Genomic DNA, 24,961 nt, shown 5'->3' on the forward strand with positions numbered 1-24,961 from the left:
CGCTTGACGCAATCATAGAGGGGGCTAGTTCTGGCATAGTGAGAGGTGTACCATGCGCTCTATCATTCTGTCTTTGATCCTGATGCTCGGTCTCGCAGCGCCCTTGCGCGCACAAGAGGGGGCAAAGGCCGTCATCACCGCGCAGATCGAGGCGTTTCTGGCACAGGATGTCAGCCGCGCCTATGGCTATGCCAGCCCCTTCATCCAGCAGAAATTTGCCACCCCCGAACAGTTCGGCGCGATGGTGCGCGACGGCTATCCGATGGTCTGGCGCCCCTCTGACGTGACCTTTCTTGAGATGCGCGAGATTGCCGGGCGGCTCTGGCAAGGCGTGCGGGTCGTCGATGCGGCGGGCGCGGGCTGGATCGTAGACTATGAGATGATCGAGACGCCAGAGGGCTGGCGCATCAACGGCGTTCAGGTGCGCCCCGCCCCGGATGCCAGCGTTTGATCCCGCGCAGGCGGGCTTGACCGCAGAGGTCCACCCGCTTACCTCACCGGCCTGATCCCCATGCCGCGTTGAGGCCCCATATGCCCTATTACCGCCCCATCCCCCGCACCGATCCCGCTCGCCCCGCTGGCGCGCTGACGCTTGCGGGCGGCTGGTGCTGGTTCGATACGGTCGAGGTGCTGGATCGCGCCGCTCCCTCTTACCTCATGCCCGCCGCTGATCTGCCGATTGAGGCGCTGCATCGCCTCACCACGCCGCGCGCGCCGGTGGCGGGGCTCGATATGACCGCGCCGCAGATCATGGGTATTCTCAACGTCACCCCAGACAGCTTTTCCGACGGCGGTCAGCATTTTGATCCCGAAGTGGCGCTGGCCCATGCCCGTCAGATGGCCAGTGACGGGGCCGCAATTTTGGACGTGGGCGGCGAATCCACCCGCCCCGGTGCCGCCCCCGTGCCCGTTGAGGATGAAATCACCCGCACCGCCCCAATCATCTCGGCCCTGCGCGCGGGCCTGACCACGCCCATTTCCATCGACACCCGCAAGGCGGCGGTGGCGCAGGCCGCCCATGCGGTGGGGGCCAATCTGATCAACGATGTGGCGGGGCTAACCTATGATCCCGCCTTGGCCCCCTATGCCGCCACCCATGCCCTGCCGGTTTGTGTGATGCACGCCCAAGGCTCGCCCGAGACCATGCAGCAAGACCCGCGCTATGACCATGTGCTGCTCGATGTCTACGACTGGCTCGCCGCCCGGATCGAGGCGCTTGAGGCCCTTGGAATCCCCCGTGCGCGCATCATAACCGACCCCGGCATCGGCTTTGGCAAGACTGTTGCGCATAACCTGACCCTCCTGCAAAACCTCTCGCTCTTTCACAGCCTCGGCTGTCCCGTTCTCCTTGGTGCCTCGCGCAAGCGCTTCATCGGCGAGATCAGCCGCACGCCTGTTGCTGCTGACCGTATCCCCGGCTCTCTCGCCGTGGCCTTGGGCGGTGTGGCACAAGGGGTGCAGATCCTGCGCGTGCATGACGTCCCCGAGACCCGCGCCGCACTTGATCTCTGGCGCGCCACTCTCGCCGCGCCACGCGCCTAGGCTTTTCAAAATCAGCTTTAGGGCTGTGACTTGTCCACAGGATGCGGCCGGTTTCTTACCAAATTCTGATCTGGGCGCACGCATGGGGCTGAACCTTACAAAATCCGGGGTGATTTCGTAAGCTCTGTAAGGCTCACCTTGCGCCAAAGACCCGCCGCAAAGCGCCCCATTGGCTCATGCCAACACCGACCAGAATCAGCGTCATCGCCGCCAGCAAACTTGGCGGCAAAACCTCGGACAGCACGAGCGCCCCAAGGATCACCGACCACACCGGCACCATGTAATTGACAAGGCTGAAAAAACTCGGCCCCGCCTCGCGGTTGACCTGCACCAGCAACAGTTGTGCCACGCCAGTCGGCAGGATGCCAAGATAGAGCAAGGCCAATAAACTCTTTGTATTCAAATCAGTAGGCAACCCCTCAACCACCAACGCCAAGGGCACAATCATCCCCGCTGCCAGCGTCAACACCAAAGCGGACAGCGACAAACGGTCCACCTCTGGCGACAGACGTGTAGCAATCGAGCCGATCGCATAGCCCCCCGCTGCCCCAAGGCAGGCCAGTCTTGCCAAGGATTCCAGATCCTTACCGGTCGAAGTGAAGGCTTCTGGCCCGATCAACACGACAACCCCCGTCGTGCCCAGAACAAACCCCACCAAACGCCGCACATGCATCCGCTCTCCGGGCACCAGAAAATGCGCCAAGGGCAAGATCAAAAGCGGCACCGCCGCCATACACACCCCGGCAAACCCCGAAGCCACAGATTGCTGCGCCCAAGACAAAAGGATGAATGGTAAAACGTTTGAAAACAACGCCATGACAAGTGCGAATTGCCAGATGCGCGCCCCGTCCGGGCCGCGCAAAGCGGGCAATTTCCGCCCTTTGAACCGCAGCAGGCAGAGCAAAAACCCCGCCCCCAACACGATCCGCACCGCCGCCACGAAGAATGGTCCCGCCCCGGTCAACGCGACCGATACGAACATAAAGGACGCGCCCCAGATCACGCCCAAGGCACCGATCCTCAGCCAGTTGAGTGCGGAAATCTCTTGCATGGAGGGGCCTTTCAGACACGAAAGGGCACCCGCAGGGGATGCCCTTTCGCTTTGGATTTCAAGGACTTCAGTTCTTGCTTTGATCCACCAGCTTGCCTGCGGAAATCCACGGCATCATGGCGCGCAGCTTCTGGCCGACTTCTTCGATCTGATGCGCGTCGTTCATGCGGCGCGTGCCCTTAAAGAAAGGCTGGCCCACGGCATTCTCCTGCATGAAATCACGCACGAATTTGCCGGTCTGAATGTCGCGCAGAATGGCCTTCATCTCTTTCTTGGTCTGCTCATAGGGCAGAACCCGCGGACCGCTGACATATTCACCATATTCGGCGGTGTTCGAGATCGAATAGTTCATGTTGGCGATACCGCCTTCATAGATCAGATCGACGATCAGCTTCACCTCGTGCAAGCACTCAAAGTAAGCCATTTCAGGGGCATAGCCCGCTTCGACCAGCGTCTCGAAGCCCATGCGGATAAGTTCGACAAGGCCACCACAAAGCACGGCCTGCTCACCAAAGAGGTCGGTTTCGCACTCTTCGCGGAAGTTGGTCTCGATGATCCCCGAGCGCCCGCCACCGATGGCCGAGCAGTAAGAAAGCCCAATTTCCAAGGCCTTGCCGGATGCATCGTTGTTGACCGCCACAAGGCAGGGCACGCCGCCGCCCTTGACATACTCGCCGCGCACCGTGTGGCCGGGGCCTTTGGGCGCCATCATGATGACGTCAACGCCTTCCTTCGGTTCGATCAGGCCAAAATGGATGTTGAGGCCGTGGGCAAAGGCAATCGCCGCGCCGGGGCGGATGTTGTCATGCACGTATTTGCGATAGGTTTCGCCCTGCAACTCGTCGGGCATGGTGAACATCATCAGGTCGCACCAAGCTGCGGCTTCTGCGATACCCATGACCTTAAGACCCTCAGCCTCGGCCTTCTTTGCCGATTTCGAGCCTTCGCGCAGGGCGACGACCAGATTTTTTGCGCCTGAATCCCGCAGGTTAAGCGCGTGGGCATGACCCTGGCTGCCATAGCCAAGAATGGCGACCTTTTTGTCTTTGATCAGGTTGATGTCACAGTCACGATCGTAATAGACGCGCATGGCGTTCTCCTCTTCGGTTGATAGGCGCATCATAGGCATGACCGGGCGAAAGAGACTGGTGATTTCGGATTATTTCTGGTAAAGTTCAGCGTAATCATTCTCCATAAGCTAGAATATGGAAGAAATTATGCTCGATGATACTGATCGCCGCATCTTGCGCCACTATCAACATGCCCCCACCCTTGGGGCGTCGGACCTTGCAGAGCGCGCGGGCGTGACCTCGGCAACCTGCGCCCGCCGGTTAGAGCGGATGCAACAAGAGGGCGTGATCCGGGCCAACCGCGCCGTAATCGACTGGCGCGCGCTTGGCTATGAGGTTGAGGTGTCGTTGCGCATCACGCTGGATAAAACACAGCCCCGCGCCTTTGACGAGTTCATCGACGCCGCGAGAGACGTGCCTGAAGTCATTGAAATACAGACATTTCTTGGCCGTGTTGATCTGCGCCTTTCGGTCATTGCGCGCGATATGGCGCATTACCAACAGCTTTATCGCAGCGCCATCCTGACCCTGCCGCATATCGCCGATATCGAGGCGCTGATGCATGTGGCGCGGATCAAATCCGACGAGGTGCTGCCGCTGTGATCGAGCTGGATACCCTCGACCGGCTGATCCTGCGCGAGATGGTGCGCGATGCCACTCAATCTGCAAGCGCGATTGGCCGCGCCCTTGGCCTGTCTCAGCCCGCCACATGGCGACGCCTGCAACGGTTGCGCGATATGGGGGTCATCAAGGGGCAACGCCTTGAATTAGATCACGAAAAGCTCGGTTTCGGAGTCTCGGTATTCCTTGGCGTCAAACTTGCCACCAAGGGCCGGGTCAGTCTGGAAGATTTCGAGCGCGCCGTCAGCGCCATCCCTGAAGTGCAGACGGTCGAGCATATCTTGGGCCTTTACGATTATCGCTTGCGGGTCGTGGCGCGCGATATTTCTGATTTTGAACGTGTTTTGCGCCGCCGGATCATGACCCTGCCGGGGGTGGGCGATGTCGAGGCGAATGTCCTTTTGAGCGAGGAGCGCCGCCCCGGCCCCATCGGATGACGTGCCGCACTGGACTTATGGGTGAACCCGCGCCATCTTGCCCGCAAGATAGAGGAGACATTCCATGACGGCCCTGCTTGACCATGTCGATCCCGATGGACTTTTGGAGTATTCGGTGGTGTTCACTGATCGCTCGCTCAACCATATGTCTGCCTCTTTTCAAGAGGTTATGTGCGACATTTCATCCATGCTCAAGGATGTCTACGCCGCGGATGCGGTGGCGCTAGTGCCCGGTGGCGGGTCTTATGCGATGGAATCTGTCGCCCGGCAGTTTGGCCGTGGCGCACATGCGCTTGTCGTGCGCAACGGCTGGTTCTCGTTTCGCTGGAGCCAGATTTTCGACGCAGGACAGTTCACCTCTGACACCACCGTCTGCATGGCCCGGCAAACTGGCAACGGGGCGACCACGCCCTTTGCCCCGGCCCCCATCGAAGAGGTCGTGGCAAAAATCCATGAAGCAAAGCCCGACGTGGTCTTTGCCCCGCATGTGGAAACCTCGGCGGGGTTGATCCTGCCTGACGATTACATCACCGCCTTGGCCAATGCGGCGCATGAGGTGGGCGCGCTCTTGGTGCTGGATTGCATCGCTTCGGGCTGCGCTTGGGTTGATATGCGCGCGACGGGCGTTGATGTGCTGATTTCCGCGCCGCAAAAAGGGTGGTCGGCCTCGCCTTCTGCCGGTTTGGTGATGCTTTCGGCGCGCGCGCTGGAACGGCTGGAAGAAACGACGTCCGACAGTTTTGCGCTCGACCTCAAGAAATGGCGCGCGATTATGCAGGCCTATGAAAATGGCGGCCATGCCTATCACGCGACCATGCCCACCGACGCGCTGCGCGGCTTCCGCGACACGATGATCGAGACCCGCGATTATGGGTTCGAGCGGCTGCGCGATGCGCAATGGGACTTGGGCAATGGCGTGCGGGCGATGCTGGCCGCGCGCGGCGTGACCTCTGTCGCCGCCGAAGGCTTTGGCGCGCCCGGCGTTGTCGTCAGCTACACCAGCGATCCCGATATACAGAACGGCAAGAAATTCATGGCAGAAGGTATGCAGATTGCCGCCGGCGTGCCGTTGCAAGTGGGCGAGCCCGAGGGCTTTCGCACCTTTCGTCTTGGGCTTTTTGGTCTGGATAAACTCTATGACGTGCCCGCCGCACTCAAGCGGCTTGAAACGGTCCTAGACAAGGTGCTCTGAGCCTTAGCCCCGTGCGCCAAGACCCATCTGCATCAGGGTTTTGCGCACTGGGGCCAGCGAGTAAATCGCGCTCAGCGCCTGTGCGCGCGCATCCCGCAATGGCTGTGTGCTCAGCATCGACGCGCGATTGAGCAGGTCGATCCCCGTCACGCGCGCCTGCACCTCGAAATGCCTGCGACGATGATAGGTGTCGAGCATGGTGCGGTCGCCCAAAGCCTCGGGGTTCGCCTCGGCCAGTTCCAGCAACACCCGCATATCGCCAAGCGACATATTGAGGCCCTGCGCGCCAATCGGTGGTACGACATGCGCGGCCTCGGCGACAAGCGCCACGCGCTCGCCTGACATGCGCTCTGCGACTTGGCTGATGATCGGCCAGACGGTGCGGTGTGATGCCAATGTCAGCGGGCCAAAAAGATGGCAAGACCGCGCATTCATTGCAGACTCGAATTCGGGCACCGGCAGGGCGGCCAAACGCGCAACCTCTGGCCCTTCTTCCATCCAGACGATGGCCGAGGACGGCCGCCCGTCGTGATCGGGCAGGGGCACAAGGGTGAACGGCCCGCCAGAACGGTGGATTTCGGTCGAGACATTGTCATGCGGGATTGGGTGGGTGACGGCAAAGGCAAGCGCCTTTTGACCGTAACGCGTTGTTTTGACGTGAATTCCGGCCGCCTCGCGGATAGGAGAGCCCCGCCCATCGGCGGCGATCACCAAGCGGCATCGCACCCGGGTGCCGTCGCTCAGCCCCACGCGCGCCTCGGCTTCGCGGGTAAAGAGCGTGGCGGTGCCGGTGCCGGGTTTGAACGTGACCGAGGGCAGGCTTTCCAGATGCGCCACCATTTCACGGCGCAAAAGCCAATTGGGCAGGTTCCAACCAAAAGGGCGCTCGGAAATATCGCTGGCGTTGAATTCACGCACGACGCGGGGTTCGGGCAATTCGCCACCCGCATCGACGATCCGCATCACTTGCAGGTCCGTGGCATGTGGTGCGAGACGTGCCCAAAGGCCCGCCCGATCAAGGAGCGCCTGCGCCGGCTGCAAGAACGCTGTGGTGCGCAGGTCTGATCCAGCCGCATCGCGCGCCGTCACAGGCGGGGCTGGATCGACGCAAAGCACCGAAAACCCCGCGCTGCCAAAGACGGCAGCCGCGGTCAGGCCAGCAACACCGCCGCCTGAAACCACGATATCATACGACGCCTGCGTCATTCTCAAAGTCTCCGAAATGGGATCTAGCGTCGGCTCAGCCCCGAGAAATCAGGATCAGCATCACCCAGATGACCGGAACCAGCGCCAGTGCCGGGATATAAAGCCCCGGAATGCCCCAGATCGCAATGCTCGTCGCCCATCCCGCCAGAAAAACCGCCACGCTGAGCAGGATCGGGCCAACGGCGGCGGCATCGGGATCATGGCTTTTGGCGGTGTTGTGGGCGGCAGTGGTGGGGGCTGTCGTCGCGGTCATGGCGGGCCTCATGGATCAAAGATTACTCTTGTGATGCATAAATATGTCCCGCCCCCCGCGATCAAAGGGACGTATCGCCGCAGCGCTTAGATGAGCCGCGCCAGAAACCCGCGCAGATCATCGGTGTGGTGATGGATGTGTTCGGCTTCGATCCGCTCGGGGGCGACATGCACGGTTCGCATTCCCATGGCATGCGGGGCCGCGAGATTGCGGGGCTCATCCTCGAACATGGCGGCTGTATCGGGGGCGCTCTGGTCTCGTGTCAGAATGGTCCGAAACGCCTCGGGTTCCGGTTTGGGCCGGTAGCCTGCGTGTTCCACGCCGTAAACGGCGTCAAACGCCCCCAAAAGCCCGCGCGCCGCGATCACCCGCTCGGCATAGGGGGCAGAGCCGTTGGTATAGACGATCTTGCGCCCCGGCAGGGCGCGAATGGCGGTATTGAGCGCGGCATCCGGTTCCAGCTTATCGAGCGAAATGTCATGCACCGCCTCAAGATAAGGGCCGGGATCGAGATCATGCAGCCGCATCAGCCCCGCCAGCGTCGTGCCATGTTCACGCCAATAGTCATGTCGCAGCCGGTCTGCCTCGGCATGGGTGACACGCAGCATATCCATCACAAACCGGGTCATCCGCGCCTCGATCTGATCGAAAAGGCGGGCAGAAGGCGGGTATAGCGTGTTGTCGAGGTCAAAGACCCAGGTGCGGATATGGTTGAAATCAGGTTTGGGCATGGCGCTGATATAAGCGGGCGCGACATTGCGCGCAATCGCCCAAGGCTTGATCCCGCGCTCAAAGCGCGTAAGGTTCCCAGCCAATGCACAGAACAAACGGACATGCCGATGAAACCGCCCCCTACAGATGCCTATTCGTTGATCCTTGAGGCAATCGATGTCGGCATCTTCAAACCCGGAGACCGTCTGGTCGAGAGCGATCTGGCCGAACGCTTTGGTGTGTCGCGCACGCCCATCCGCGAGGCGTTGCAGCGGCTTGAAACGCAATCCATGCTCACCCGCGACGGGCGCAGCCTGATCGTGTCCTCTTTGGATTACAATCAGTTGGCCGAGCTTTATGTGGTGAGGGCAGAGTTGGAGGGGCTGGCGGCAGAGCTGGCCGCGCGCCATGCCACGCCCGAAGAGGTGCGGGTGTTGCGGGATATGGTGGAAGATGATCGCGCGCTCTTGGGCAAGCCGGTGGAACTCGCCCGTGCCAATCGGCGGTTTCACAAGCAGATACATCTTGCCTCGCACAACCGCTTTCTGGTGCAACAGTTGGACCTTGTGCATCGATCCATGGCGCTTTTGGCGACCACGTCTCTTGCGGCGGTCGGTCGGGATGAGGATGCGCTGCGCGAACATGATGCGATCGTGGCGGGGATTGAGGCACATGATAGTGCAGGGGCCGCGCAGGCCCTGAGGGATCACATCTCAAAGGCCTTTGTGACCCGGCTCAAGCTTGATTCCGGAGAGGTCAAATCCACCGTCTGAGTTTGGTTGACCACGCGCCGTGACCGAGAGGCCATGCGTGGTTTTGTCCCAAAAGAATGGCTTTAAGATGAGCTCATACAGGGCCTTATAGGCGGCAATTGTCCCGAGTGGTGTGTAAAAATGCATCGTCGGGGCCCATGCCATCAGATGCCGGTGTCGCGGCCCCGAGACCGAAGCCATGTGAATAGAGACATTCAGAACCTCTACCAGCAAGAACAGGCTGCCCAACGCCACCAGCAGCGCATGTGGGACGACCGTGTCGAGCGGGTGGGGCAAGCCAAAGAGAACCAGCCAAAAGGACCAAAGGACCGGTGCCAGCAGGAATTGTGAAAGCGCCGAGACGAAATGCGCCTGAAACCCCCAGAACTTGCGCGGTCCAAGCTGTGCATAAAGCAGTCTGGGCTGCCGCATATGCACCAGATAGGTGGTCATATACCCCTTGAGCCAGCGAGAGCGCTGTTTGATCCAAGGCCAGGCTCGGCAATTGGCCTCTTCCTCGGTTACTGTATGGATCATCTCCGTGCGATAGCCATGCCGGGCAAGGCGAAAGCCAAGGTCGGCATCTTCGGTCACATTGTGCGCGTCCCATCCGCCCAATTCCTCGAGCACGTCACGCCGGAAATAGAGTGTGGTCCCGCCAAGGGGAATCGCCAGCCCGAGACGCGCCATGCCCGGCATCAAGGTGCGAAACCATGCCGCGTATTCGATGGTGAAACAGCGCGCCAGCCAGTTTTGGCCGGGGTTGTAATAGTCGAGAATGCCTTGAAGGCAGGCCACCTCTCGGGGTACCTGCTGAAAGCGGCGCGCAATGATCGTGATCTGATCGGCCTCGGGCGCATCCTCGGCGTCGAAAATGCCAATGATGTCGCCCTGACAGAAATCTAGCGCGTAGTTCATCGCGCGCGGCTTGGTGCGTGGTTTGCCATCGGGTACGATCACGGGCCGCACCCATGGCGGCAGATCAATTCCCGCCAATGTCTGACGGGTCAGCGCGTCTTCTTCCTCGAGCACGAGGATCACGTCGAGCAGGCATTTCGGATATGTCAGGCGACTGAGGCGGGCGATAAGCGCATGGGCAATCTCGGTTTCGCGAAAGAGCGGTACGAGGATTGATACCTTGGGCAGGGGCCGTGGCGAGGAAGGGGCGGGGGGCGCATCAGAGCGGCCAGAGGTCTGTGCTACAAAGGCCGCGATTTTCAACCCGGCAGAGACGATGAGCGTAAAGCAGGCCCAGACCGCAAAGATGGAAAAAACCGTGATCGGAAAGGCGAGGCTGAGCGCCACAAGCACCGCAAGGGCCGCGAGCGTCAGGTGCAGGCGGCGGTTTTGATGGGCACCCCAGGTTCGACAACTCTCGATCTCTGGCACGCGCGCCTCGGCCATGCTGCGCAAGATGTCGCGATGCTCATGCGCGATGCGGTCCTGTATCGCGTGGCGCGGGGCCATCACAACGCGCGCGCGGTCCAGCTTGCGAGGCAGGGCAGGGCGGCGCAGAGAGGCAAGGCTATCTGGCCCGCCAGTGGCAAGAACAGGAACGCCAGCAGCGGACTGGATCGGCAGCACGCCATGTTTCAAAAGAAATCGCGGATCAAGACCGGACTCAACCAGTTCTGCGCGCATCACATCCTCGGCGCTCAGCCGCGTGCTTGAGAGGCGGCGGGCGTGGGCGGCGAGCAAGTCGTCTTCCGTGGCCAGCCCCTCGGCTTGAAGAATGCGGTCGAGCGACGTGTCGCAATGCCGCCGCACCAATTCGGCCAGCGTGGCATCCGAGCGGCTGATCTTACCGGCGCGCACCAATTCGCGGCCCAGTGGGTTGATCGGCACCCGCGCGCCAGACCCTTGCGCCCGCATGTGACGCAGTTCGGAAATTCCCATATCGCGACCTTTCCCCTTGCGGCTGAGGAAAGACTAGGGCGCGCTTGGTTAACGATGTTTTAACGACAGGTTAACAGCCGAAGGATTATTCGGACTTATTTGGCCATAGAGGCCGCGAATCGCTCAAACAGGTAAAAGCTATCTTGCGGACCGGGGCTGGCTTCGGGGTGGTGCTGCACCGAAAAGACCGGACGATCCTTGATGCGGATACCGCAGTTTGATCCATCAAACAAAGAGACATGCGTCTCGACCACGCCGGTGGGCAGGGTCTGGCTGTCGACGGCAAAGCCGTGATTCATCGACGTGATTTCCACCTTGCCGGTTTCCAGATCCTTGACCGGGTGGTTGGCACCGTGGTGGCCGTGGTTCATCTTGATGGTCTGTGCCCCAAGCGCCAAGGCCAGCATCTGATGCCCAAGGCAAATGCCAAAGAGCGGCAGCCCCGCCTCAAGCACACCTTGGATCATGGGCACGGCATATTTGCCCGTGGCCGCCGGGTCGCCGGGGCCGTTGGACAGGAACACGCCATCGGGGGAATGGGCCAACACATCCTCGGCGGTGGCGCTTGCGGGCAGCACGGTCACATCGCATCCTGCGCTTGCCAAACAGCGCAGGATATTGCGCTTGGCACCGTAGTCGACCGCAACAACCTTGTGACGCGCGTCGGTTTGGCGCAGATAGCCCTCAGGCCAGGCCCACCGCATTTCGTCCCACCGATAAGACTGCGCGCAGGTCACATCCTTGGCCAAATCCATGCCTTCGAGCCCGGCAAAGCTGCGCGCACGTCCCACCAGAGCCTCGACATCGAATTTGCCGTTGGGATCATGGGCAAGGGCCACATGCGGCGCGCCCTGCTGACGGATCGCACGAGTCAGGCGGCGGGTGTCGATGCCGCCAATCGCGATGCGGCCCCGCCGTGCAAGCCAGCTTGTCAAATGTTCCTGCGCCCGCCAGTTGCTCGGCTCGGTCGGGTCCCATTTGACCACCATGCCTTCGGCTACCGGCTCGGCGGTTTCGTCGTCTTCGATGTTCACGCCGGTATTGCCGATATGCGGAAAGGTGAAGGTCACGATTTGTCCGGCATAGCTGGGATCGGTCATGATCTCTTGATAGCCGGTCATCGCCGTGTTGAAGCAGAGTTCCGCTGTGGTCACGCCGACCGCGCCGAACCCGTAGCCATAGAACAGCGAGCCATCGGCAAGGGCTAGGCAGGCGGTCGGACGGGGGGTGGACGCTTGGGCCATGGGGGCGAGTCTCCGGCTCGGGCAAATTTGCGCATACCTACGGGTGGGCTGGGGGCGGGTCAAGGGTCTGATCGCGGTGCTGGGGCGACCAGCACGGCGGTTGCCATCGCCCACGCTTGGCGCTAGGCTCCCGCTCTTGTGACGATCATGGGGATGAAACGGAATGGAACTGCGGGCACGGGTCGATCAGGCCCTGAAACAGGCGATGCGCGACAAGGCGGCAGGCCGTTTGGCGACCTTGCGTCTGATCAACGCGGCGATCAAGGATCAAGAGATTGCCGGGCGCAGCGCGGACGGGACTATCCCGGTCGGAGACGCGGAAATCATGGCCATTCTCGCCAAGATGACCAAGCAGCGCAACGAGAGCGTGCGCGCCTATGAAGAGGGTGGGCGGCTTGATCTGGCCGAGCGCGAGCGCGACGAGATCCGCATCATCGAAGAATTCCTGCCGCGCCAATTGGCCGAAGACGAGATTGCCGCCGCAATCGACAAGGCGATTGCCGATGTGGGGGCCACCACGATCCGCGACATGGGCAAGATCATGGGCAAGCTCAAGGAACGCCACGCGGGCCAGATGGATTTCGGCGCGGTTGGTCCGCAGGTCAAGGCGCGGCTGGGGTAAGCTGCCTCAGACGGCGGCGCTCTGCACCACCCTGACGCCAGAGATGGCAGATTCGGCCCGTTTGATGTCTTGGGCGGACATCAGGCACATGGCGGTGCTGAGCGCATCAGCCATGGCGGCGCTTTGTGCGGTGACGCTGATGAGGTGCCAGCGTGGCGTAGCGGGGGTGCCGGTGCGGGGATCCAGGATATGACCCGCTGTGCCCTCTGCATCAAAGACAGTGCCACGCGGGGCAGAGGAGGCCAGAGCGCGGTCGCGCAGGCCCAGATGCGGGCGGCCGGGCGTGTCTAGGATCACGGGCCAGTCGCCGCCATCCGGATGCCCACCAAGGGCGCGCAACTCGCCGGTGTCGATCAAGATGTCGCTCAGCCCTTCGGCCTGCAAAAGATGCGCGATGCGATCCGCGATATAGCCCTGTGCGATGCCATTAAGCGTGAGCGCCATACCGGGCCGCAGATTGATGGCGGTGGCGCTGTAGCGCAGATCGCTCCACGTTCCATGGGCGCGGGCATTGGCAATCTCGGCCTCTGACGGGGCATGTCCTGCACCATAGCTATGCGCGTAGAGATCCCAAAGCGGTTGAACAGTAGGATCAAAGAGCCCATCCGTGGCGTGATGTGCTGTGGCGGCGATGGATAGGCAATCCAACAACTCGAAAGGTGGTGCGTCGAGGTGCCCGCTGGCGTTAAGTTGGCTCAGCGCGGAGGTGCTGCGGTAGAGGCTGAAGACCTGCTCCAGCCGTTCGATCTCGGCGCGGGCGGTTTCGGTGATCCGCTCCGCCTCGGGGTGGCTGAGCGTGATCGTGGCGCGTGCACCCAAGGCGATCCCCTGCCAGCGGTGCAGGGGTGTGGCCTGAGCAGAGCGGGAACAGGAAAGCGCTGCGGCAGAGATGGTCAAAAAACGGCGGCGGGAGAGGGTCATGTCAGTTCTGCCTTTCGCGGGACAGGTGTTTTAGCCGTGCTTCGAAATCTTCGTCTTCGGCGCGGTCGGAGATGCCGGTGGCGATTGGCACGGCCGATAGCACATCGATATCCGCCACCTCGGCCAGCCGCAGAACATGCCCGCCGCGCGTATCGGCAAAGGCGGCAGCATCCTTGGCGTCGAGAAACGGCACCAATTCGGGCGCGTCCATGCCGCCCGTTGCCGTTGATCCGACCACGTAATGGGCCGATGTTGCGTCGATCCAGTTCTCGGCGCCGGGCTGGTCCCAACTGGCGGCGGCGGCCATGTCGTTGACGTAGATGGCCGTTATGGCGTGGCTTTGTTCTGGCATGCGTTGATAGGCGATGGCGTCGCGCACCTGACTGAAGAAGAGCGGGTGATCGAGACCCTCAAGATGGACCTGCGCCTTGGGGCCGGGATGCTCGAGCAGGTCCATTTGGCAGTAATGTCCGGTTGCCTCTGCCGTCAAAGGCACAGGGTCAGGGCGTGTGGCCACCTCTTCCTTGCAGGCGGCAAGGGCGAGGAGCAAGAACAGGAATGGGAGCCATTTCATGGTGTGACCCTCCGCAGCGCTGCGACCGCCAGACCAAAGGCAGCAAGGGGCCAAAGCAGGACCGAGATCAAAGCATGGACCGCGGGAATGGTCTGGGCCGCCCCGCCAAGGCCAGAGGCCGCCGCCGTCGCCTCGGATGCGGCAAGGTTGTAGAGGCGAAAGGCATCGGCGGGATTGGCCAGCAAAAGCCACGGCAGGGCACGGGCGGTAAAGACCCCGCCACCATCTGCCACGACCGCCGCCAAAAGACCCAGATCGTAGAGCACGACCAAGGCCAGCCAGACGCCGATTGCCAGCCCCGCCGCTGCCCCCGGACGCCGCGCGATGGCCGAGAGCGCATAGCCCAAGGCGAGAAACACCGCCCCCAACAGGATCGAGGACCAGAAGAGGCGCAAAAGCGCGGGCAGGCCTGTCACCGCCTCGGGATCGGTGGCAAGCGCGGTGATGGCCGCCAACCCATAGCCCGCGCCCACGGCAATCGTCAGCACCGCCAGATGGGCGATGAACTTGCCCATCAGGATGCCGGTTCGAGAGACCGGATAGGTCAGCGTCAGCGAAAGCGTGCCGCGCTCGATCTCGCCTGCCACGGCGTCAAAGGACATCAAAAGCGCCATCAACGGCACGAGATAGACGCCAAGAGACGTCAGGCTTGCCACCGTGACCGAGAGCGCATCCACGCCCACGTCGCCGGTTGGGGCGCTGCCCGCCGCCGAGAGGACAAGTGCAAAGAGCGCCATCAACGCAACGGTGATCGTCACCCAACGATTGCGCAGCGCGATGCGGAATTCGGTGGTGCCAAGGGCGAAGACGGGGCGAAAGAATGCGGTCATTGGTCATCTCTCCGGCTGAAATGGCTGTAGAGGTCTTCAAGGCTGGGCGGGATGATTTCGACGTCCTCAATCAGCCCTTTCAGCGCAGCAATATGGCCAAGGCGGGTCAGCTTCTCGTCATGGGCGCAGGTCAGATCGACCATGACGCCGTTGCGCCGCCCTCCAGACAGTTGCGCCGCCACCTGATCCGCCGCCCCCGGGCGTGCCGAGATTTGCAGCCGAATTGGCAGCGCGGCCTGACGGCGCAGGGCATGCAGCGTGTCATTGGCCATGAGCCGCCCCTTGGATAGGATCACGATCCGGTCGGTGCGGGCCTCGACCTCGGTCAGGGCATGGGAAGAGAGCAGGATTGCAGCACCTTCTGCGGCGAGACCGTCGAGGATGGCGTAGAACTCGCGGCGCGACACCGGGTCGAGACCACTGGTCGGCTCATCAAGGATCAAGAGGCGAGGTTGGCCGATGAGGGCCTGAGCCAGCCCGACACGCTGGCGCATGCCCTTGGAATAGGTGCCGATGCGGCGGCGGGCGGCCTCGCCCAATCCCACACGCTCCAAAAGGCCCATCGCCTGCGCCGGATCGCAACCGCGCAGGCGCAGGTAGAGGCGGATTTGTTCAAGACCGGTCAGGGCCGGGTGAAAGGCCACGTTTTCCGGCAGATAGGCGGTGCCCTCGCGGGCGGCCTGACTGCCGGGGGCGGCCCCGAGCACCTCGATCTGACCAGAGGTGGCGGGGATCAGGCCAAGGACGATCTTCATCAACGTGGATTTGCCTGCGCCATTGTGGCCAAGGAGCGCCACCCGTTCACCGGGGGCAACGGTAAAGTCCACCGCATCAAGCGCGGTGACGCCATCGTAGCGCTTAGTGACTTGCGAGAGGGTCAAACGGGGCATCATCTGTCTTTCTGTTGCGTGCGGCGGTCATGGCCTCAGCTTCCATTGCAGCGATAGTATCCGGCACTGTCACGAGGACGGGCCGCATCAGGGGCGCGCTGTCCAGCACGCCACCGGGCAGGGAGGCGGGGAAATGTTTCTGGCTCCAGCGGATCAGCTGCACGGCGGGTGCGCCCATCAAGAGGCTGGCGGCGGGTTGCGACCACAGGATGTGGTCCATCAGGTCATTGGGGCGAAAGCTGGCATCGGCGATGCCATTGCCATCCAGATCAAAGGCGGGGTGGTCCGACCAATAGTTGCCGCGCCCGTCATAGCTCCATTCCACATTCTTGGTGCCGACGTATTTCACCTGCGTCCGGTTGCCGACAAAGGCGTTGCCGGTGATCGCATTGCGTTCCGATCCGGCGGTGAAATGAATGCCGATCTCGCAGCCTTCAAAGCGGTTGTCATAGATGAGGTTGCGGTGAGCGTTGTAGATAAACGTGCATTTCTCTGCGCCGCCCCGCACCAGATTGCCGCGAATATCGGCGTTGTTGGCGTAGTTGAGCATGAGGCCGTGACTGCGGTCTGCGAGGCTGAGATTGTCATGCACGGTAATGCGGTTCGAGAACATCAGCGCAAAGCCAAGGGTGTTGCCGATCGAGATATTGCCCGACACCTCGGAATTGTTGGCATACATGTAATGCACCGCAAAACGCAGGTCGCGCATCAGGTTGCGGCGAAAGATGCCGTCGTTTGAGGCATTCACAAAGATGCCGTCACGGCCAAGGCGGATGTCGTTATCCTCGATGATCGTGCCCGGCGCGTTCCAGACATAAACCCCATTGCCACGGCTGTTCATATGGTGATCGGTGCGCCCGACAATGCGATTGCCGCGCACGGTGGCGTTCTTGGGACCATGCACATCGACGCCGTAGAGATTGCCCAAGATGTCGTTGTCTTCGACCAGCACGCGCGCGGCACTCCGGGTGATCTGAACGCCGCTGTCGATAGCGTCGTGATCGCTGCCCGATCCGGTCAGGGTGAGGCCGCGCACGGTGATATCGCTGCCGGTGATGGTGACAACGCTGCCAACACCGCCTGCGTCGATGGTGGCTTTGCCTTGCCCGTCGAGGGTAATAGCGTGATCGAGTGTCACCGGGCCCGCATGCAGGCCCGGTTCAAGGGTCAGCACATCGCCGGGCAGTGCCCCGGCGATGGCAGAGGTAAGCGCCCCGGTCTCGGCTGGCACCCGGCGTTCCGCCGCACCGACCAAGGTCGCTGCGCCGCACAAGAGGATCAGGCTGAGAAAGAGGCGCAGCATGGCTCAGGCGCCTTTCGGTTCTACGAACATGCGACCGCGCATTTCCATGTGCAGCGCATGACAGAACCACTGGCAATAATACCAGTAGACCCCCGGCTTGGCCGCCACAAAGGTGGCCGAAGCGGTGGCCTGCGGGGCAAGTTCCATCGCCACGCCGTGATCGCCCATGCAGAAGCCATGTGTCAGATCGTCGATGTCATCGAGGTTGGTGATGATCACCGTCACCTCATCGCCCTCTTTGACGGTAAAGCTTTCGATGCTGAAGGCGGGGGCCACGCTCGACATATAGACACGCACTTTGTTGCCATCGCGAATGATCGTATCGGCCCATTCGTCGATGTTGACCCCGTCCTTTTCAGCCTGCGCGCGGGCATCAGCCCACATCGGATCGTTACGGTCCCAGGCATTGCGCGGGTTCACGACAGAGCGGTGGACGATGATACTGTCATGCGGTTCTGCAAAGGTCGGGCTGTCATGCAAGAGCGTCAGGTTGGTGCCGTCCAACGAGAAAAGCTGCTCGTTCTCGGGTTTCAGAGGGCCGACGTTGAGAAAGCGATCCTTGGAAAACTTGTTCATCGAGATGAACCACTTACCATCCGCCTCAAGCGTCTCGCCCATGGAGGTGGAGTTGTGGCCAGGCTGGTAATGCACATCCACCTTGGAGCGGATCGGATCGACGTTTTCGCCCGCATAGGCCCGCACTGCATCCTCAATGTTCCAAATCACCACCTGACTGTCGAGAAAGAGCGTGGTCAGCGCGTTGCCCTTGCCGTCAAAGGCGGTGTGAAGTGGTCCGAGGCCCAATTCCGGCTCGGCCACCACGACAGAGCGTGGATCGGCCCCCTCGTAGAACACGGCATCCAACTTGCGCACGTCGATCACCGAAACAGTAGGCGAGAGTTTTCCGGCGATGCAGAGGTGGATCTTGTCTGGTGCCATGTTGCAGCCATGCGGGTTGTTTGGCACGGGGATGTAGCGCGTATAGTCCTTGTTCTGGCCTTTGCGCCCGTCGATCACCTTGACGCCGTTCAATTCGATGAAATCGCCCGCCGCGATGCCTTTTTCGATTTCGGCAAGGTTGAAGACGACGACGTGATCGCGCTCGGCTTCCGTCATCTCAGGCAGCGAGATACCCATTTCCGAGTTGTAAGAGGTCGAGAAGGCATACTTGCCGTCGTAATCGGCATCGGTATTGTCAAGGTTGCCCGAGACCATCACCTGCCACGCCACTTCCATCTTGTCCGCGTCGATGGCGGTGTAGAAGTTCACATATTGCGACGGGTCATCCAGAATTTGGCCGTCATTGACCATCGGGCCCTCATCCTCGCCATTGGCAAAGACATAGTTGGTGCGCGGCCATTTTTGCGGGCGCAGACCGTGGATCGCCTTGGCATTGGGGATTTCGAGGATCTTGTCAGCCTTCATCACGTCCAGCCGCACACGCGCGACGCGGGTATTGGCCTTGTCGTTCATAAAGAGGAAGCGACCGTCATATTTGCCCTCGGTAAAGGACATGTGGACATGGTGCAGGTCGCCGTTGTCATGCACCTTTTTGCCATTGGCCGCGAGGTAGTTCTTGGTGCGCTCTGACATGCCCTCGGTCAGCACCTTGAGGGATTCATTGGTCTGACCCCAGCCGGTTGCCGAACAGCGGTTGAACACTGGAATTCGCATGAATTCACGCATCGACGGAATGCCGAGGATACGCACCTCGCCGGTCTGACCCGAAGACCAGAACCCGTAATATTCATCGAGTTCGCCGGGGGCCAGATGCGATGAGGCCGCAGCCGCTTTGGCAGTGGTCGGCGCGGTTACAGCGGCGGTCGCCACACCGGCGGCCCCACCCAAAAGCGCCATGCGCGAGGCACCCATGGCCCCAAGGGCCGCAGCCCCGCCAGCAGTGGCGCCCAACAGGCCCCTGCGGCTGATCCCGGATTTCTTGACATCGTTTGACATGATTATTGTCCTTTCTTCATGTTGGGGTGGTTTGCGATCATCCGGTCCAGCGCTGCTGCGCTTTCAGAGGCGCTCTTGCGGCGCTTCACGTTCTTGATGACGACCGGACATTTGGCTTCCGACTGGTAGAGGACCTGACAGTGCAGACAGTTCAGGCACTCGTTCGGGTTGATCTCGCCAGTGGGATGGATGGCCTGAACCATGCATTCATGGGCGCAGGTCTGGCAGGGGTTGCCGCATTCGCGGTAGCGCTTGAGCCAATCGAACATGCGCAGGCGGGCAGGGATCGCGAGTGCGGCACCAAGCGGGCAGAGGTAGCGGCAGTAGAACCGCTCGACAAAGAGGCCTGCCGCCAAAAGGGCCAATGCATAGGCGACAAAGGGCCAGGCACGCGCGAATTTGAGCACGATGGCGGTTTTGAACGGCTCGATCTCGGCCAGATGTTCGGCCTGTTCGATCGAGGCCAATGAGACCCCGAAAAGGCCAAGAAAGATCATGTATTTGATCGGCCAGAGGCGTTCATGCAGGCCCCAAGGCAGGGTCCATTGCGGCACGCCCAGTTTGCGCGCGATGCGATTTGTCAGCTCTTGCAGCGCGCCGAAGGGGCAAAGCCAGCCGCAATAGGCCCCGCGCCCCCAAAAGATCAGCGCGGCGGCGACAGCGAACCACAGGATAAAGGTCAGCGGATCAAGCAAAAACGCCTGCCAGCTGAAATCCGAGGTCAGCGCGCCAAAGAGCGCCATGAGGTTGACGACCGACAGCTGCGCATTGGCATACCAGCCCAGAAAGACCAGCGTGACGGTGAGAAATCCCATGCGGAACCAGGTTGTGACCCGTTCGGAGCGCACCAGAAAGCTTTGAAAGAAGAACGCGAGCGTGAGAACTGTCAGCATCACGCCAAGGCCCACGATTTCGACGGTCTTGTCGCGCCAGATCCGGGACCAGAGGGCGGTTTGCGCGGCGCTCTCGCTTGCGGTCTCTTGCGCCAGCGGCGGTGCTGGTGTCGGGGCGGCCACCGGGCGCAGGTAGGCGGCCGGCAACTGATAGCCCAGATCGAAGGTGGTAAAGACCCTCTCGATGGCCGCGACATCGCGCTGCGCCAAAAGTTGCAGGCGCCACGGCTCTGCGGGGTCAAAGCCAGCATCGGCGGGGATTTTGAAGATGTCCATTTCCGAGAGCGCGGGCGCGCCATCGGCCATGATCTCGCCCACGCGGCGGTGGCCCCGGTCGCGGAACCGCACGGAATCTTCGCCCTGCACCAGAATGATGCGATCAAACACCCCGCCCCGCACATAGCCCGACCCCTTGAAGGAATAGAGACCACGGGCGGCGACCAGAATGGCGTGTTCCCCCTCGTCCAGCCAGTCGGCGAGATTGGCGAATTCCGCCTCGCCCAGCAGTTGCCGCCCGATGGCAGGCACGCTGATGAGTGTGGCATACATGTCGATATAGGTGTCGTCCTCGGGCGCGGTGATCGGGCGGGCAGCGGCGCGGGGATCATCCATCGCGGCAAAGGCGGCGTTGACTTGCCCCACATCCAGCGACATGCGGCGCAGCGTGCCATCGCCGGTCAGGGTAAACCAATCGCTGGCCGCCTGCGCATCAGGGTTCAGCTCGAATGTTGGGCCGGTGTGGGCCGCGAGTGGCGCAAGCCCCCCCAGCCCTAGCGCGCGGGCGACACGGATGCCCGAACGGGTGATCGAATCGTCGATCACCATGATCGTGACCGTCGCGCCCGAGATGATGTCGAGCTCATGCCCCGATCCGCCTGCTTCGGCCTCGGCCACCAGATCAAGGCCCACGAAATCCGCAACCAGTTTGGATACCTTGGCCTCGGGGATACCGATGAGGACAATGGGTTCTGAATGTTTGACCAGCTTTACGCCGGTCAGCTTGGCATCCAGTCCGACGGCGACCATCACATGGATGGGCTTGCCGGAATAGCCGGTGGTGCCCACGAAATCGGACGTGATGAAAGCCCAGCCAATTGTTTCTCCGCCACGCAGCACCGGGGCCACGGGCAAGTCGCTGCGCATTGCGCCATAGCTGTCTGCACCCTCGACCAGCGTCGCGGCGGGCACTTTGGCCAGATATGTTTCAAGATAGGGGGATTGCGCCTGAACCGCCGGGGCCAAAACCAGCAGAGCGATCCAGAAGGCGGCGATACGTGCCAAAAGGCCGAACGCGCGCAGGCGCAAGAAGAGAGCAAGGGGCATCAGGGGGTCTTTCATGCTGTCGCCTTTGCCGCCGGGGGTGCGCGGCTTTGAGCGGTCAGGATCATTTCGGGATGATGCAGGTCTGCGCCGGGCTGATCCCGGTCAGCAGCCGTCACGCGCTGCGCGCCAAGCTCGAACTCTGCGGTGAGCAAGACGTGAGAGCCGGTCTGCAAACACTCGTCGCAAAGTATCTTTTCGCAATGCGGCAGGTTTACCGGCGTGCCATCGCGGGCAAGATGCACGGTTTTCTCACCCTCGGCCCCCGCGCAGATCACCATCTGCGTCAGAGTGGCCTTGAACGCGGCAAGACCTGCTGCCCGGCCCGCAGTCAAAGCGCCCAACGCCAAGGAGAGCGCAAGGAGGCTGGTCAGCAGAAAGAGGGCGTATTTCCGTATCATTGGGCCAGCATGTCGTGAGTCGCAGAGCCCGACCTTGATATGGGTCAAATGAAATAACTCTTTTGTGATGAGACGTGACAAGCTGACCACTTGCCAATTCAAAATCTTTCAGAATTATGTTAGTTAGCTGGAGGCCGTTATGCGTCTAACTAAGTTTACAGATTATTCTCTGCGTGTTCTGCTTTACGCCGCAACCTTGAAACCCGGTGAATTGACCACCATCGAGGAGACGGCAAAGCTCTATGACATCTCTCGCGCACATCTCAAGAAAGTGGTGTTGCAACTGATCCATGAGGGGTTTCTGGAGGGGATCCGCGGCCGCAGCGGCGGCTTTCGGTTGGCGCGTTCCCCCGCTGAAATCAACCTTGGGCAGGTGGTGCGCAAGATGGAGCCTGAGTTCGCTCTGGCCGAGTGTTTTTCTCCAGACAATGCCTGTCGGGTCACCAAAGGCTGTCGGCTGCCCATCGTGCTCAACCTCGCCCTGACCAATTTCCTCAACACTTTTGACGATTTCACACTGGCGGACCTCGCAATTTCTCCGCGCTATTTCGAGACACCGAAGCTGGATCAATATCCACGACGTGGGCCACATCTCGCGGATTCGGTCTGACGCCGGTCCGCCACGCGCGGCCCCTTGGCCTCGGCGTCATCTGCGTTTATCACAAACCTCTCAGATCATCCGAGGGGGCCCAGAGTGACAGACACAGCCGAGCGTATCGCCCGTATAATCGCCACTGAAATCGACGCGCGCCCAAATCAAGTGGTTGCCGCAGTGGGGCTGCTTGATGGCGGTGCGACGGTGCCCTTTGTTGCGCGCTACCGCAAAGAGGTGACGGGTGGCCTTGATGATACGCAACTGCGCAATCTGGCTGAGCGACTGACGTATCTGCGCGAGTTAGAGGCGCGGCGTGTGGCGATCCTGAATTCCATCAAGGATCAGGGCAAGCTGACAGAGCCGCTGGCCCGCTCTATCGCCGGGGCCGAAACCAAGGCGGTGCTCGAGGATATCTATCTGCCCTTCAAGCCCAAGCGCCGCACCAAGGCGATGATCGCACGCGAAAACGGGTTAGAGTCACTTTTGCGCAGGATTTTGGCTGAGCGGTCTGCGGTGCCCGAGGATTTGGCCGCAGGATACCTGAGCGAGAGCGTGGCAACGGTGAAAGAGGCGCTTGAAGGCGCACGCGACATTCTGGCCGAGGAATTGACCGAGAATGCCACCCTCTTGGGCCGTTTGCGCGAGTTCATGCGCGCAGAAGCGGTGATCAGCGCTCGTGTGCTGCCGGGCAAGGAAGAGGCGGGGGCCAAGTTCTCGGATTACTTCGATCATCGAGAGCCTTGGGCAAAGATTCCCGCGCATCGCGCCTTGGCGATTCTGCGGGCCGCCAAGGAAGAGATTGTGACGCTCGATATTGCCCCCGATCCTGACACCGGCGCGCTGCGGGCCGTGGGTATGATCGAGGCGACGATTGGCATTCCCGGTAACGCGCCCGGTGATATCTGGCTGCGCAGCGTTGCCGCTTGGACCTGGCGGGTCAAGCTGAGCCTGTCGATGTATGTCGATCTGATGGGCGAATTGCGCAACCGCGCCCATGACGAGGCGATCACCGTGTTTGCGCGCAACCTCAAGGATTTGCTGTTGGCTGCCCCTGCTGGACCACGCCCAACCTTGGGTCTGGATCCAGGTATCCGTACTGGTGTCAAGGCTGCGGTGGTGGATGCCACAGGCAAGCTGATCGAGACTGCAACGCTCTATCCGTTCCAGCCCAAGAACGATTTGCGCGGCGCGCAGGTGGCTGTGCTGGAGATGGTGCGCAAACATGGCGTCGAATTGATCGCCATCGGCAATGGCACTGCCAGCCGCGAAACCGAGCGTATGGTGGCGGAGGCGCTAAAGCTCTTGCCGCAGGGGGCCAAGCGCCCGATGAGCGTGATCGTGTCCGAGGCCGGGGCGTCGGTCTATTCCGCCTCGGAACTGGCGGCCAAGGAGTTTCCGGGGCTCGATGTCAGCTTGCGCGGTGCGGTGTCGATTGCGCGACGGCTGCAGGATCCGTTGGCCGAACTGGTCAAGATCACGCCGCAATCCATCGGCGTGGGACAGTATCAGCATGATGTCGATCAGCGGCGTCTGGTGCAGGCGCTGGATGCCGTGGTCGAGGATGCGGTGAACGCGGTTGGTGTCGATCTCAATATGGCGTCGGCGCCGCTACTTGCCCGCGTGGCGGGGCTGGGGGCGTCCTTGGCGCAGGCCATTGTGGCGCATCGTGACGCTGAGGGCGCATTTCCGTCGCGCAAGGCACTGCTCAAAGTGGCGGGGCTGGGCCCCAAGGCGTTCGAGCAATGCGCCGGGTTCTTGCGTATCCGGGATAGTGCGGAACCTCTGGATGCCACCTCGGTTCACCCGGAGGCTTATGGCGTGGCGCGCCGGATCGTGCAGGCCTGTGGCCGCGACATTCGCGCCATCATGGGCACGCCCGAGGCGCTAAACGGTCTGCGGGCCGAGGATTTCGTGGATGACAAATTCGGTCTGCCCACGGCTCGAGACATTCTGACAGAGCTGGAGAAACCCGGCCGCGATCCGCGCCCAAGCTTTGTCACCGCGCGATTTGCCGATGGGGTGGACGATATCAAAGATCTCAAACCCGGTATGCTGATGGAGGGCACAGTGACGAATGTCGCGGCCTTTGGCGCGTTTGTCGACATTGGCGTGCATCAGGACGGGCTGGTGCATGTCAGCCAATTGGCCGATCGGTTCGTCAAGGACCCGCATGAGGTGGTCAAGGCGGGCGATGTGGTCAAGGTGCGCGTGACAGAGGTTGATGTTGCGCGCAAACGCATCGGCCTGAGCATGCGCAAAGACGGCGCTGCGCCCGAGACGCGCGCCAAGGACGCGCCAGTGGCGGCCAGAACTGCGAAGTCCGGCAAACCTGCCAGCGCGCCGGTGCGGCCACCAAAATCTGAGCCGCAGGCCACGCAAGGGGCCCTGGGCGATGCCCTTCGCGCAGCTCTGCGGGGCAAAACCTAACCTTCGGTTTGGATTGGGTGGCGTAAGGTCATTGCCTAAATGTAAGTGGCAGACGCATCGGGAATTCTCCGTATGTGTCTGTTTTCATTAATTGTGTATGAGTTTGCGAGACCTGAGTGTCGCAGATGTGGGTATTCCCATGCTGCTGATAGATCGGCTGGTGGTGGCATGGATGGGGGCAGCAAATGCCCGAACCCACACCAGAACTGACGGCGCTTCAGATCAAGACATTGTCTGCGTCAGGCCGAAATGTG

At 61.5% G+C, this 24,961-nt stretch carries 24 protein-coding genes; 9 read left to right on the forward strand and 15 right to left on the reverse strand.

Annotated features, from left to right (window positions below):
• Positions 1–52 precede the first annotated feature (52 nt).
• Positions 53–451 (forward strand): DUF4864 domain-containing protein, encoded by a 399-nt coding sequence (locus tag ROSMUCSMR3_RS16630; protein ID WP_081508037.1) that lies wholly within the window; start codon positions 53–55, stop codon positions 449–451.
• A gap of 80 nt (positions 452–531) precedes the next feature.
• Positions 532–1,542, forward strand: coding sequence for a dihydropteroate synthase (gene folP, locus ROSMUCSMR3_RS16635; RefSeq protein ID WP_081508038.1), 1,011 nt, complete (start codon positions 532–534; stop codon positions 1,540–1,542).
• A 133-nt stretch (positions 1,543–1,675) separates the two neighbouring features.
• Here folP and ROSMUCSMR3_RS16640 read toward each other — a convergent pair whose 3' ends face one another.
• Together ROSMUCSMR3_RS16640 and ilvC are read right to left on the reverse strand one after the other, a co-directional pair.
• On the reverse strand, positions 1,676–2,593 hold the full coding sequence (locus ROSMUCSMR3_RS16640; protein ID WP_008280084.1) for a DMT family transporter: 918 nt from the start codon (positions 2,591–2,593) through the stop codon (positions 1,676–1,678).
• A gap of 67 nt (positions 2,594–2,660) precedes the next feature.
• The gene (gene ilvC / locus ROSMUCSMR3_RS16645) at positions 2,661–3,683 is read right to left on the reverse strand and encodes a ketol-acid reductoisomerase (RefSeq protein WP_081508039.1); all 1,023 of its coding nucleotides are present in this window, start codon (positions 3,681–3,683) and stop codon (positions 2,661–2,663) included.
• Positions 3,684–3,810: 127 nt separating this feature from the next.
• Between ilvC and ROSMUCSMR3_RS16650 the strand changes: the two genes are divergently transcribed.
• The 3 genes from ROSMUCSMR3_RS16650 (at position 3,811) to ROSMUCSMR3_RS16660 (ending at position 5,913) form a co-directional block, all read left to right on the forward strand.
• The gene (locus tag ROSMUCSMR3_RS16650; RefSeq protein ID WP_081508656.1) at positions 3,811–4,266 is read left to right on the forward strand and encodes an Lrp/AsnC family transcriptional regulator; all 456 of its coding nucleotides are present in this window, start codon (positions 3,811–3,813) and stop codon (positions 4,264–4,266) included.
• Positions 4,263–4,721, forward strand: a complete 459-nt coding sequence (locus ROSMUCSMR3_RS16655; protein ID WP_081508040.1) for an Lrp/AsnC family transcriptional regulator — start codon at positions 4,263–4,265, stop codon at positions 4,719–4,721. Before ROSMUCSMR3_RS16650 ends, ROSMUCSMR3_RS16655 begins: the two co-directional genes overlap by 4 nt.
• Positions 4,722–4,785: 64 nt before the next feature.
• Complete coding sequence (locus tag ROSMUCSMR3_RS16660; protein WP_008280088.1) at positions 4,786–5,913, forward strand: aminotransferase class V-fold PLP-dependent enzyme; 1,128 nt, start codon at positions 4,786–4,788, stop codon at positions 5,911–5,913.
• A 3-nt stretch (positions 5,914–5,916) separates the two neighbouring features.
• Here the strand turns inward: ROSMUCSMR3_RS16660 and ROSMUCSMR3_RS16665 are convergent, their stop codons facing one another.
• From ROSMUCSMR3_RS16665 to ROSMUCSMR3_RS16675, 3 genes are all read right to left on the reverse strand, one after another.
• Complete coding sequence (locus tag ROSMUCSMR3_RS16665) at positions 5,917–7,119, reverse strand: UbiH/UbiF family hydroxylase (protein ID WP_081508041.1); 1,203 nt, start codon at positions 7,117–7,119, stop codon at positions 5,917–5,919.
• Positions 7,120–7,153: 34 nt separating this feature from the next.
• The gene (locus tag ROSMUCSMR3_RS16670) at positions 7,154–7,372 is read right to left on the reverse strand and encodes a hypothetical protein (RefSeq protein ID WP_081508042.1); all 219 of its coding nucleotides are present in this window, start codon (positions 7,370–7,372) and stop codon (positions 7,154–7,156) included.
• Between the two features lie 86 nt (positions 7,373–7,458).
• Positions 7,459–8,103 (reverse strand): pyrimidine 5'-nucleotidase, encoded by a 645-nt coding sequence (locus ROSMUCSMR3_RS16675; RefSeq protein ID WP_081508657.1) that lies wholly within the window; start codon positions 8,101–8,103, stop codon positions 7,459–7,461.
• Between the two features lie 102 nt (positions 8,104–8,205).
• On the opposite strand from ROSMUCSMR3_RS16675, the gene ROSMUCSMR3_RS16680 reads away from it, so the two are divergent.
• Positions 8,206–8,856: a GntR family transcriptional regulator gene (locus tag ROSMUCSMR3_RS16680; protein ID WP_008280092.1), complete on the forward strand. Its 651-nt coding sequence runs from the start codon at positions 8,206–8,208 to the stop codon at positions 8,854–8,856.
• On the opposite strand, the gene ROSMUCSMR3_RS16685 is transcribed toward ROSMUCSMR3_RS16680, so the two are convergent.
• Complete coding sequence (locus ROSMUCSMR3_RS16685; protein WP_081508043.1) at positions 8,797–10,731, reverse strand: glycosyltransferase family 2 protein; 1,935 nt, start codon at positions 10,729–10,731, stop codon at positions 8,797–8,799. The genes ROSMUCSMR3_RS16680 and ROSMUCSMR3_RS16685 overlap by 60 nt on opposite strands.
• 95 nt (positions 10,732–10,826) lie before the next feature.
• Entirely contained in the window at positions 10,827–11,975 is a 1,149-nt protein-coding gene (gene carA, locus ROSMUCSMR3_RS16690; RefSeq protein WP_008280094.1) for a glutamine-hydrolyzing carbamoyl-phosphate synthase small subunit, read from the reverse strand.
• Positions 11,976–12,138: 163 nt separating this feature from the next.
• On the opposite strand from carA, the gene ROSMUCSMR3_RS16695 reads away from it, so the two are divergent.
• Positions 12,139–12,597, forward strand: a complete 459-nt coding sequence (locus ROSMUCSMR3_RS16695) for a GatB/YqeY domain-containing protein (protein WP_008280095.1) — start codon at positions 12,139–12,141, stop codon at positions 12,595–12,597.
• 6 nt (positions 12,598–12,603) lie between these two features.
• Here the strand turns inward: ROSMUCSMR3_RS16695 and ROSMUCSMR3_RS16700 are convergent, their stop codons facing one another.
• From ROSMUCSMR3_RS16700 to ROSMUCSMR3_RS16735, 8 genes are read right to left on the reverse strand one after another with little or no spacing between them, the layout of a single operon-like run.
• On the reverse strand, positions 12,604–13,518 hold the full coding sequence (locus ROSMUCSMR3_RS16700) for an FAD:protein FMN transferase (protein WP_081508044.1): 915 nt from the start codon (positions 13,516–13,518) through the stop codon (positions 12,604–12,606).
• 1 nt (position 13,519) lies between these two features.
• Positions 13,520–14,092 (reverse strand): nitrous oxide reductase accessory protein NosL, encoded by a 573-nt coding sequence (locus tag ROSMUCSMR3_RS16705; protein WP_081508045.1) that lies wholly within the window; start codon positions 14,090–14,092, stop codon positions 13,520–13,522.
• Positions 14,089–14,922 carry an ABC transporter permease gene (locus tag ROSMUCSMR3_RS16710; protein WP_008280098.1) on the reverse strand — a complete coding sequence of 278 codons (834 nt, stop codon included), beginning with the start codon at positions 14,920–14,922 and terminating at the stop codon, positions 14,089–14,091. Before ROSMUCSMR3_RS16710 ends, ROSMUCSMR3_RS16705 begins: the two co-directional genes overlap by 4 nt.
• Positions 14,919–15,812 (reverse strand): ABC transporter ATP-binding protein, encoded by an 894-nt coding sequence (locus tag ROSMUCSMR3_RS16715; RefSeq protein WP_081508046.1) that lies wholly within the window; start codon positions 15,810–15,812, stop codon positions 14,919–14,921. Before ROSMUCSMR3_RS16715 ends, ROSMUCSMR3_RS16710 begins: the two co-directional genes overlap by 4 nt.
• Positions 15,781–17,115 (reverse strand): nitrous oxide reductase family maturation protein NosD, encoded by a 1,335-nt coding sequence (locus ROSMUCSMR3_RS16720; protein WP_081508047.1) that lies wholly within the window; start codon positions 17,113–17,115, stop codon positions 15,781–15,783. Before ROSMUCSMR3_RS16720 ends, ROSMUCSMR3_RS16715 begins: the two co-directional genes overlap by 32 nt.
• Before the next feature lie 3 nt (positions 17,116–17,118).
• Positions 17,119–19,071 (reverse strand): TAT-dependent nitrous-oxide reductase, encoded by a 1,953-nt coding sequence (gene nosZ, locus ROSMUCSMR3_RS16725; protein ID WP_081508048.1) that lies wholly within the window; start codon positions 19,069–19,071, stop codon positions 17,119–17,121.
• Between the two features lie 2 nt (positions 19,072–19,073).
• Positions 19,074–21,302, reverse strand: a complete 2,229-nt coding sequence (locus tag ROSMUCSMR3_RS16730; RefSeq protein ID WP_081508049.1) for a NosR/NirI family protein — start codon at positions 21,300–21,302, stop codon at positions 19,074–19,076.
• Positions 21,299–21,685, reverse strand: a complete 387-nt coding sequence (locus ROSMUCSMR3_RS16735) for a hypothetical protein (RefSeq protein ID WP_081508050.1) — start codon at positions 21,683–21,685, stop codon at positions 21,299–21,301. Before ROSMUCSMR3_RS16735 ends, ROSMUCSMR3_RS16730 begins: the two co-directional genes overlap by 4 nt.
• Before the next feature lie 139 nt (positions 21,686–21,824).
• Between ROSMUCSMR3_RS16735 and ROSMUCSMR3_RS16740 the strand changes: the two genes are divergently transcribed.
• Positions 21,825–22,295, forward strand: a complete 471-nt coding sequence (locus tag ROSMUCSMR3_RS16740; protein WP_081508051.1) for an RrF2 family transcriptional regulator — start codon at positions 21,825–21,827, stop codon at positions 22,293–22,295.
• An 84-nt stretch (positions 22,296–22,379) separates the two neighbouring features.
• Complete coding sequence (locus tag ROSMUCSMR3_RS16745) at positions 22,380–24,707, forward strand: Tex family protein (RefSeq protein ID WP_081508052.1); 2,328 nt, start codon at positions 22,380–22,382, stop codon at positions 24,705–24,707.
• The last annotated feature ends 254 nt before the right edge of the window (positions 24,708–24,961 follow it).

It is taken from the genome of Roseovarius mucosus, from assembly GCF_002080415.1.
Classification (GTDB): domain Bacteria; phylum Pseudomonadota; class Alphaproteobacteria; order Rhodobacterales; family Rhodobacteraceae; genus Roseovarius; species Roseovarius mucosus_A.

What these genes read in the sequence shown, in the direction of transcription:
- folP (WP_081508038.1), top strand. Translation starts at nt 532, where the DNA reads ATGCCCTATTACCGCCCCATCCCCCGCACCGATCCCGCTCGCCCCGCT.
- ROSMUCSMR3_RS16650 (WP_081508656.1), top strand. Translation starts at nt 3,811, where the DNA reads ATGCTCGATGATACTGATCGCCGCATCTTGCGCCACTATCAACATGCC.
- ROSMUCSMR3_RS16670 (WP_081508042.1), bottom strand. Translation starts at nt 7,372, where the DNA reads ATGACCGCGACGACAGCCCCCACCACTGCCGCCCACAACACCGCCAAA.
- ROSMUCSMR3_RS16735 (WP_081508050.1), bottom strand. Translation starts at nt 21,685, where the DNA reads ATGATACGGAAATACGCCCTCTTTCTGCTGACCAGCCTCCTTGCGCTC.
- ROSMUCSMR3_RS16660 (WP_008280088.1), top strand. Translation starts at nt 4,786, where the DNA reads ATGACGGCCCTGCTTGACCATGTCGATCCCGATGGACTTTTGGAGTAT.
- ROSMUCSMR3_RS16640 (WP_008280084.1), bottom strand. Translation starts at nt 2,593, where the DNA reads ATGCAAGAGATTTCCGCACTCAACTGGCTGAGGATCGGTGCCTTGGGC.
- ROSMUCSMR3_RS16695 (WP_008280095.1), top strand. Translation starts at nt 12,139, where the DNA reads ATGGAACTGCGGGCACGGGTCGATCAGGCCCTGAAACAGGCGATGCGC.
- ROSMUCSMR3_RS16665 (WP_081508041.1), bottom strand. Translation starts at nt 7,119, where the DNA reads ATGACGCAGGCGTCGTATGATATCGTGGTTTCAGGCGGCGGTGTTGCT.
- ROSMUCSMR3_RS16700 (WP_081508044.1), bottom strand. Translation starts at nt 13,518, where the DNA reads ATGACCCTCTCCCGCCGCCGTTTTTTGACCATCTCTGCCGCAGCGCTT.
- carA (WP_008280094.1), bottom strand. Translation starts at nt 11,975, where the DNA reads ATGGCCCAAGCGTCCACCCCCCGTCCGACCGCCTGCCTAGCCCTTGCC.
- ROSMUCSMR3_RS16720 (WP_081508047.1), bottom strand. Translation starts at nt 17,115, where the DNA reads ATGCTGCGCCTCTTTCTCAGCCTGATCCTCTTGTGCGGCGCAGCGACC.
- ROSMUCSMR3_RS16740 (WP_081508051.1), top strand. Translation starts at nt 21,825, where the DNA reads ATGCGTCTAACTAAGTTTACAGATTATTCTCTGCGTGTTCTGCTTTAC.
- ROSMUCSMR3_RS16715 (WP_081508046.1), bottom strand. Translation starts at nt 15,812, where the DNA reads ATGCCCCGTTTGACCCTCTCGCAAGTCACTAAGCGCTACGATGGCGTC.
- ROSMUCSMR3_RS16630 (WP_081508037.1), top strand. Translation starts at nt 53, where the DNA reads ATGCGCTCTATCATTCTGTCTTTGATCCTGATGCTCGGTCTCGCAGCG.
- ROSMUCSMR3_RS16705 (WP_081508045.1), bottom strand. Translation starts at nt 14,092, where the DNA reads ATGAAATGGCTCCCATTCCTGTTCTTGCTCCTCGCCCTTGCCGCCTGC.
- nosZ (WP_081508048.1), bottom strand. Translation starts at nt 19,071, where the DNA reads ATGTCAAACGATGTCAAGAAATCCGGGATCAGCCGCAGGGGCCTGTTG.
- ROSMUCSMR3_RS16710 (WP_008280098.1), bottom strand. Translation starts at nt 14,922, where the DNA reads ATGACCGCATTCTTTCGCCCCGTCTTCGCCCTTGGCACCACCGAATTC.
- ROSMUCSMR3_RS16730 (WP_081508049.1), bottom strand. Translation starts at nt 21,302, where the DNA reads ATGAAAGACCCCCTGATGCCCCTTGCTCTCTTCTTGCGCCTGCGCGCG.
- ROSMUCSMR3_RS16680 (WP_008280092.1), top strand. Translation starts at nt 8,206, where the DNA reads ATGCCGATGAAACCGCCCCCTACAGATGCCTATTCGTTGATCCTTGAG.
- ilvC (WP_081508039.1), bottom strand. Translation starts at nt 3,683, where the DNA reads ATGCGCGTCTATTACGATCGTGACTGTGACATCAACCTGATCAAAGAC.
- ROSMUCSMR3_RS16675 (WP_081508657.1), bottom strand. Translation starts at nt 8,103, where the DNA reads ATGCCCAAACCTGATTTCAACCATATCCGCACCTGGGTCTTTGACCTC.
- ROSMUCSMR3_RS16685 (WP_081508043.1), bottom strand. Translation starts at nt 10,731, where the DNA reads ATGGGAATTTCCGAACTGCGTCACATGCGGGCGCAAGGGTCTGGCGCG.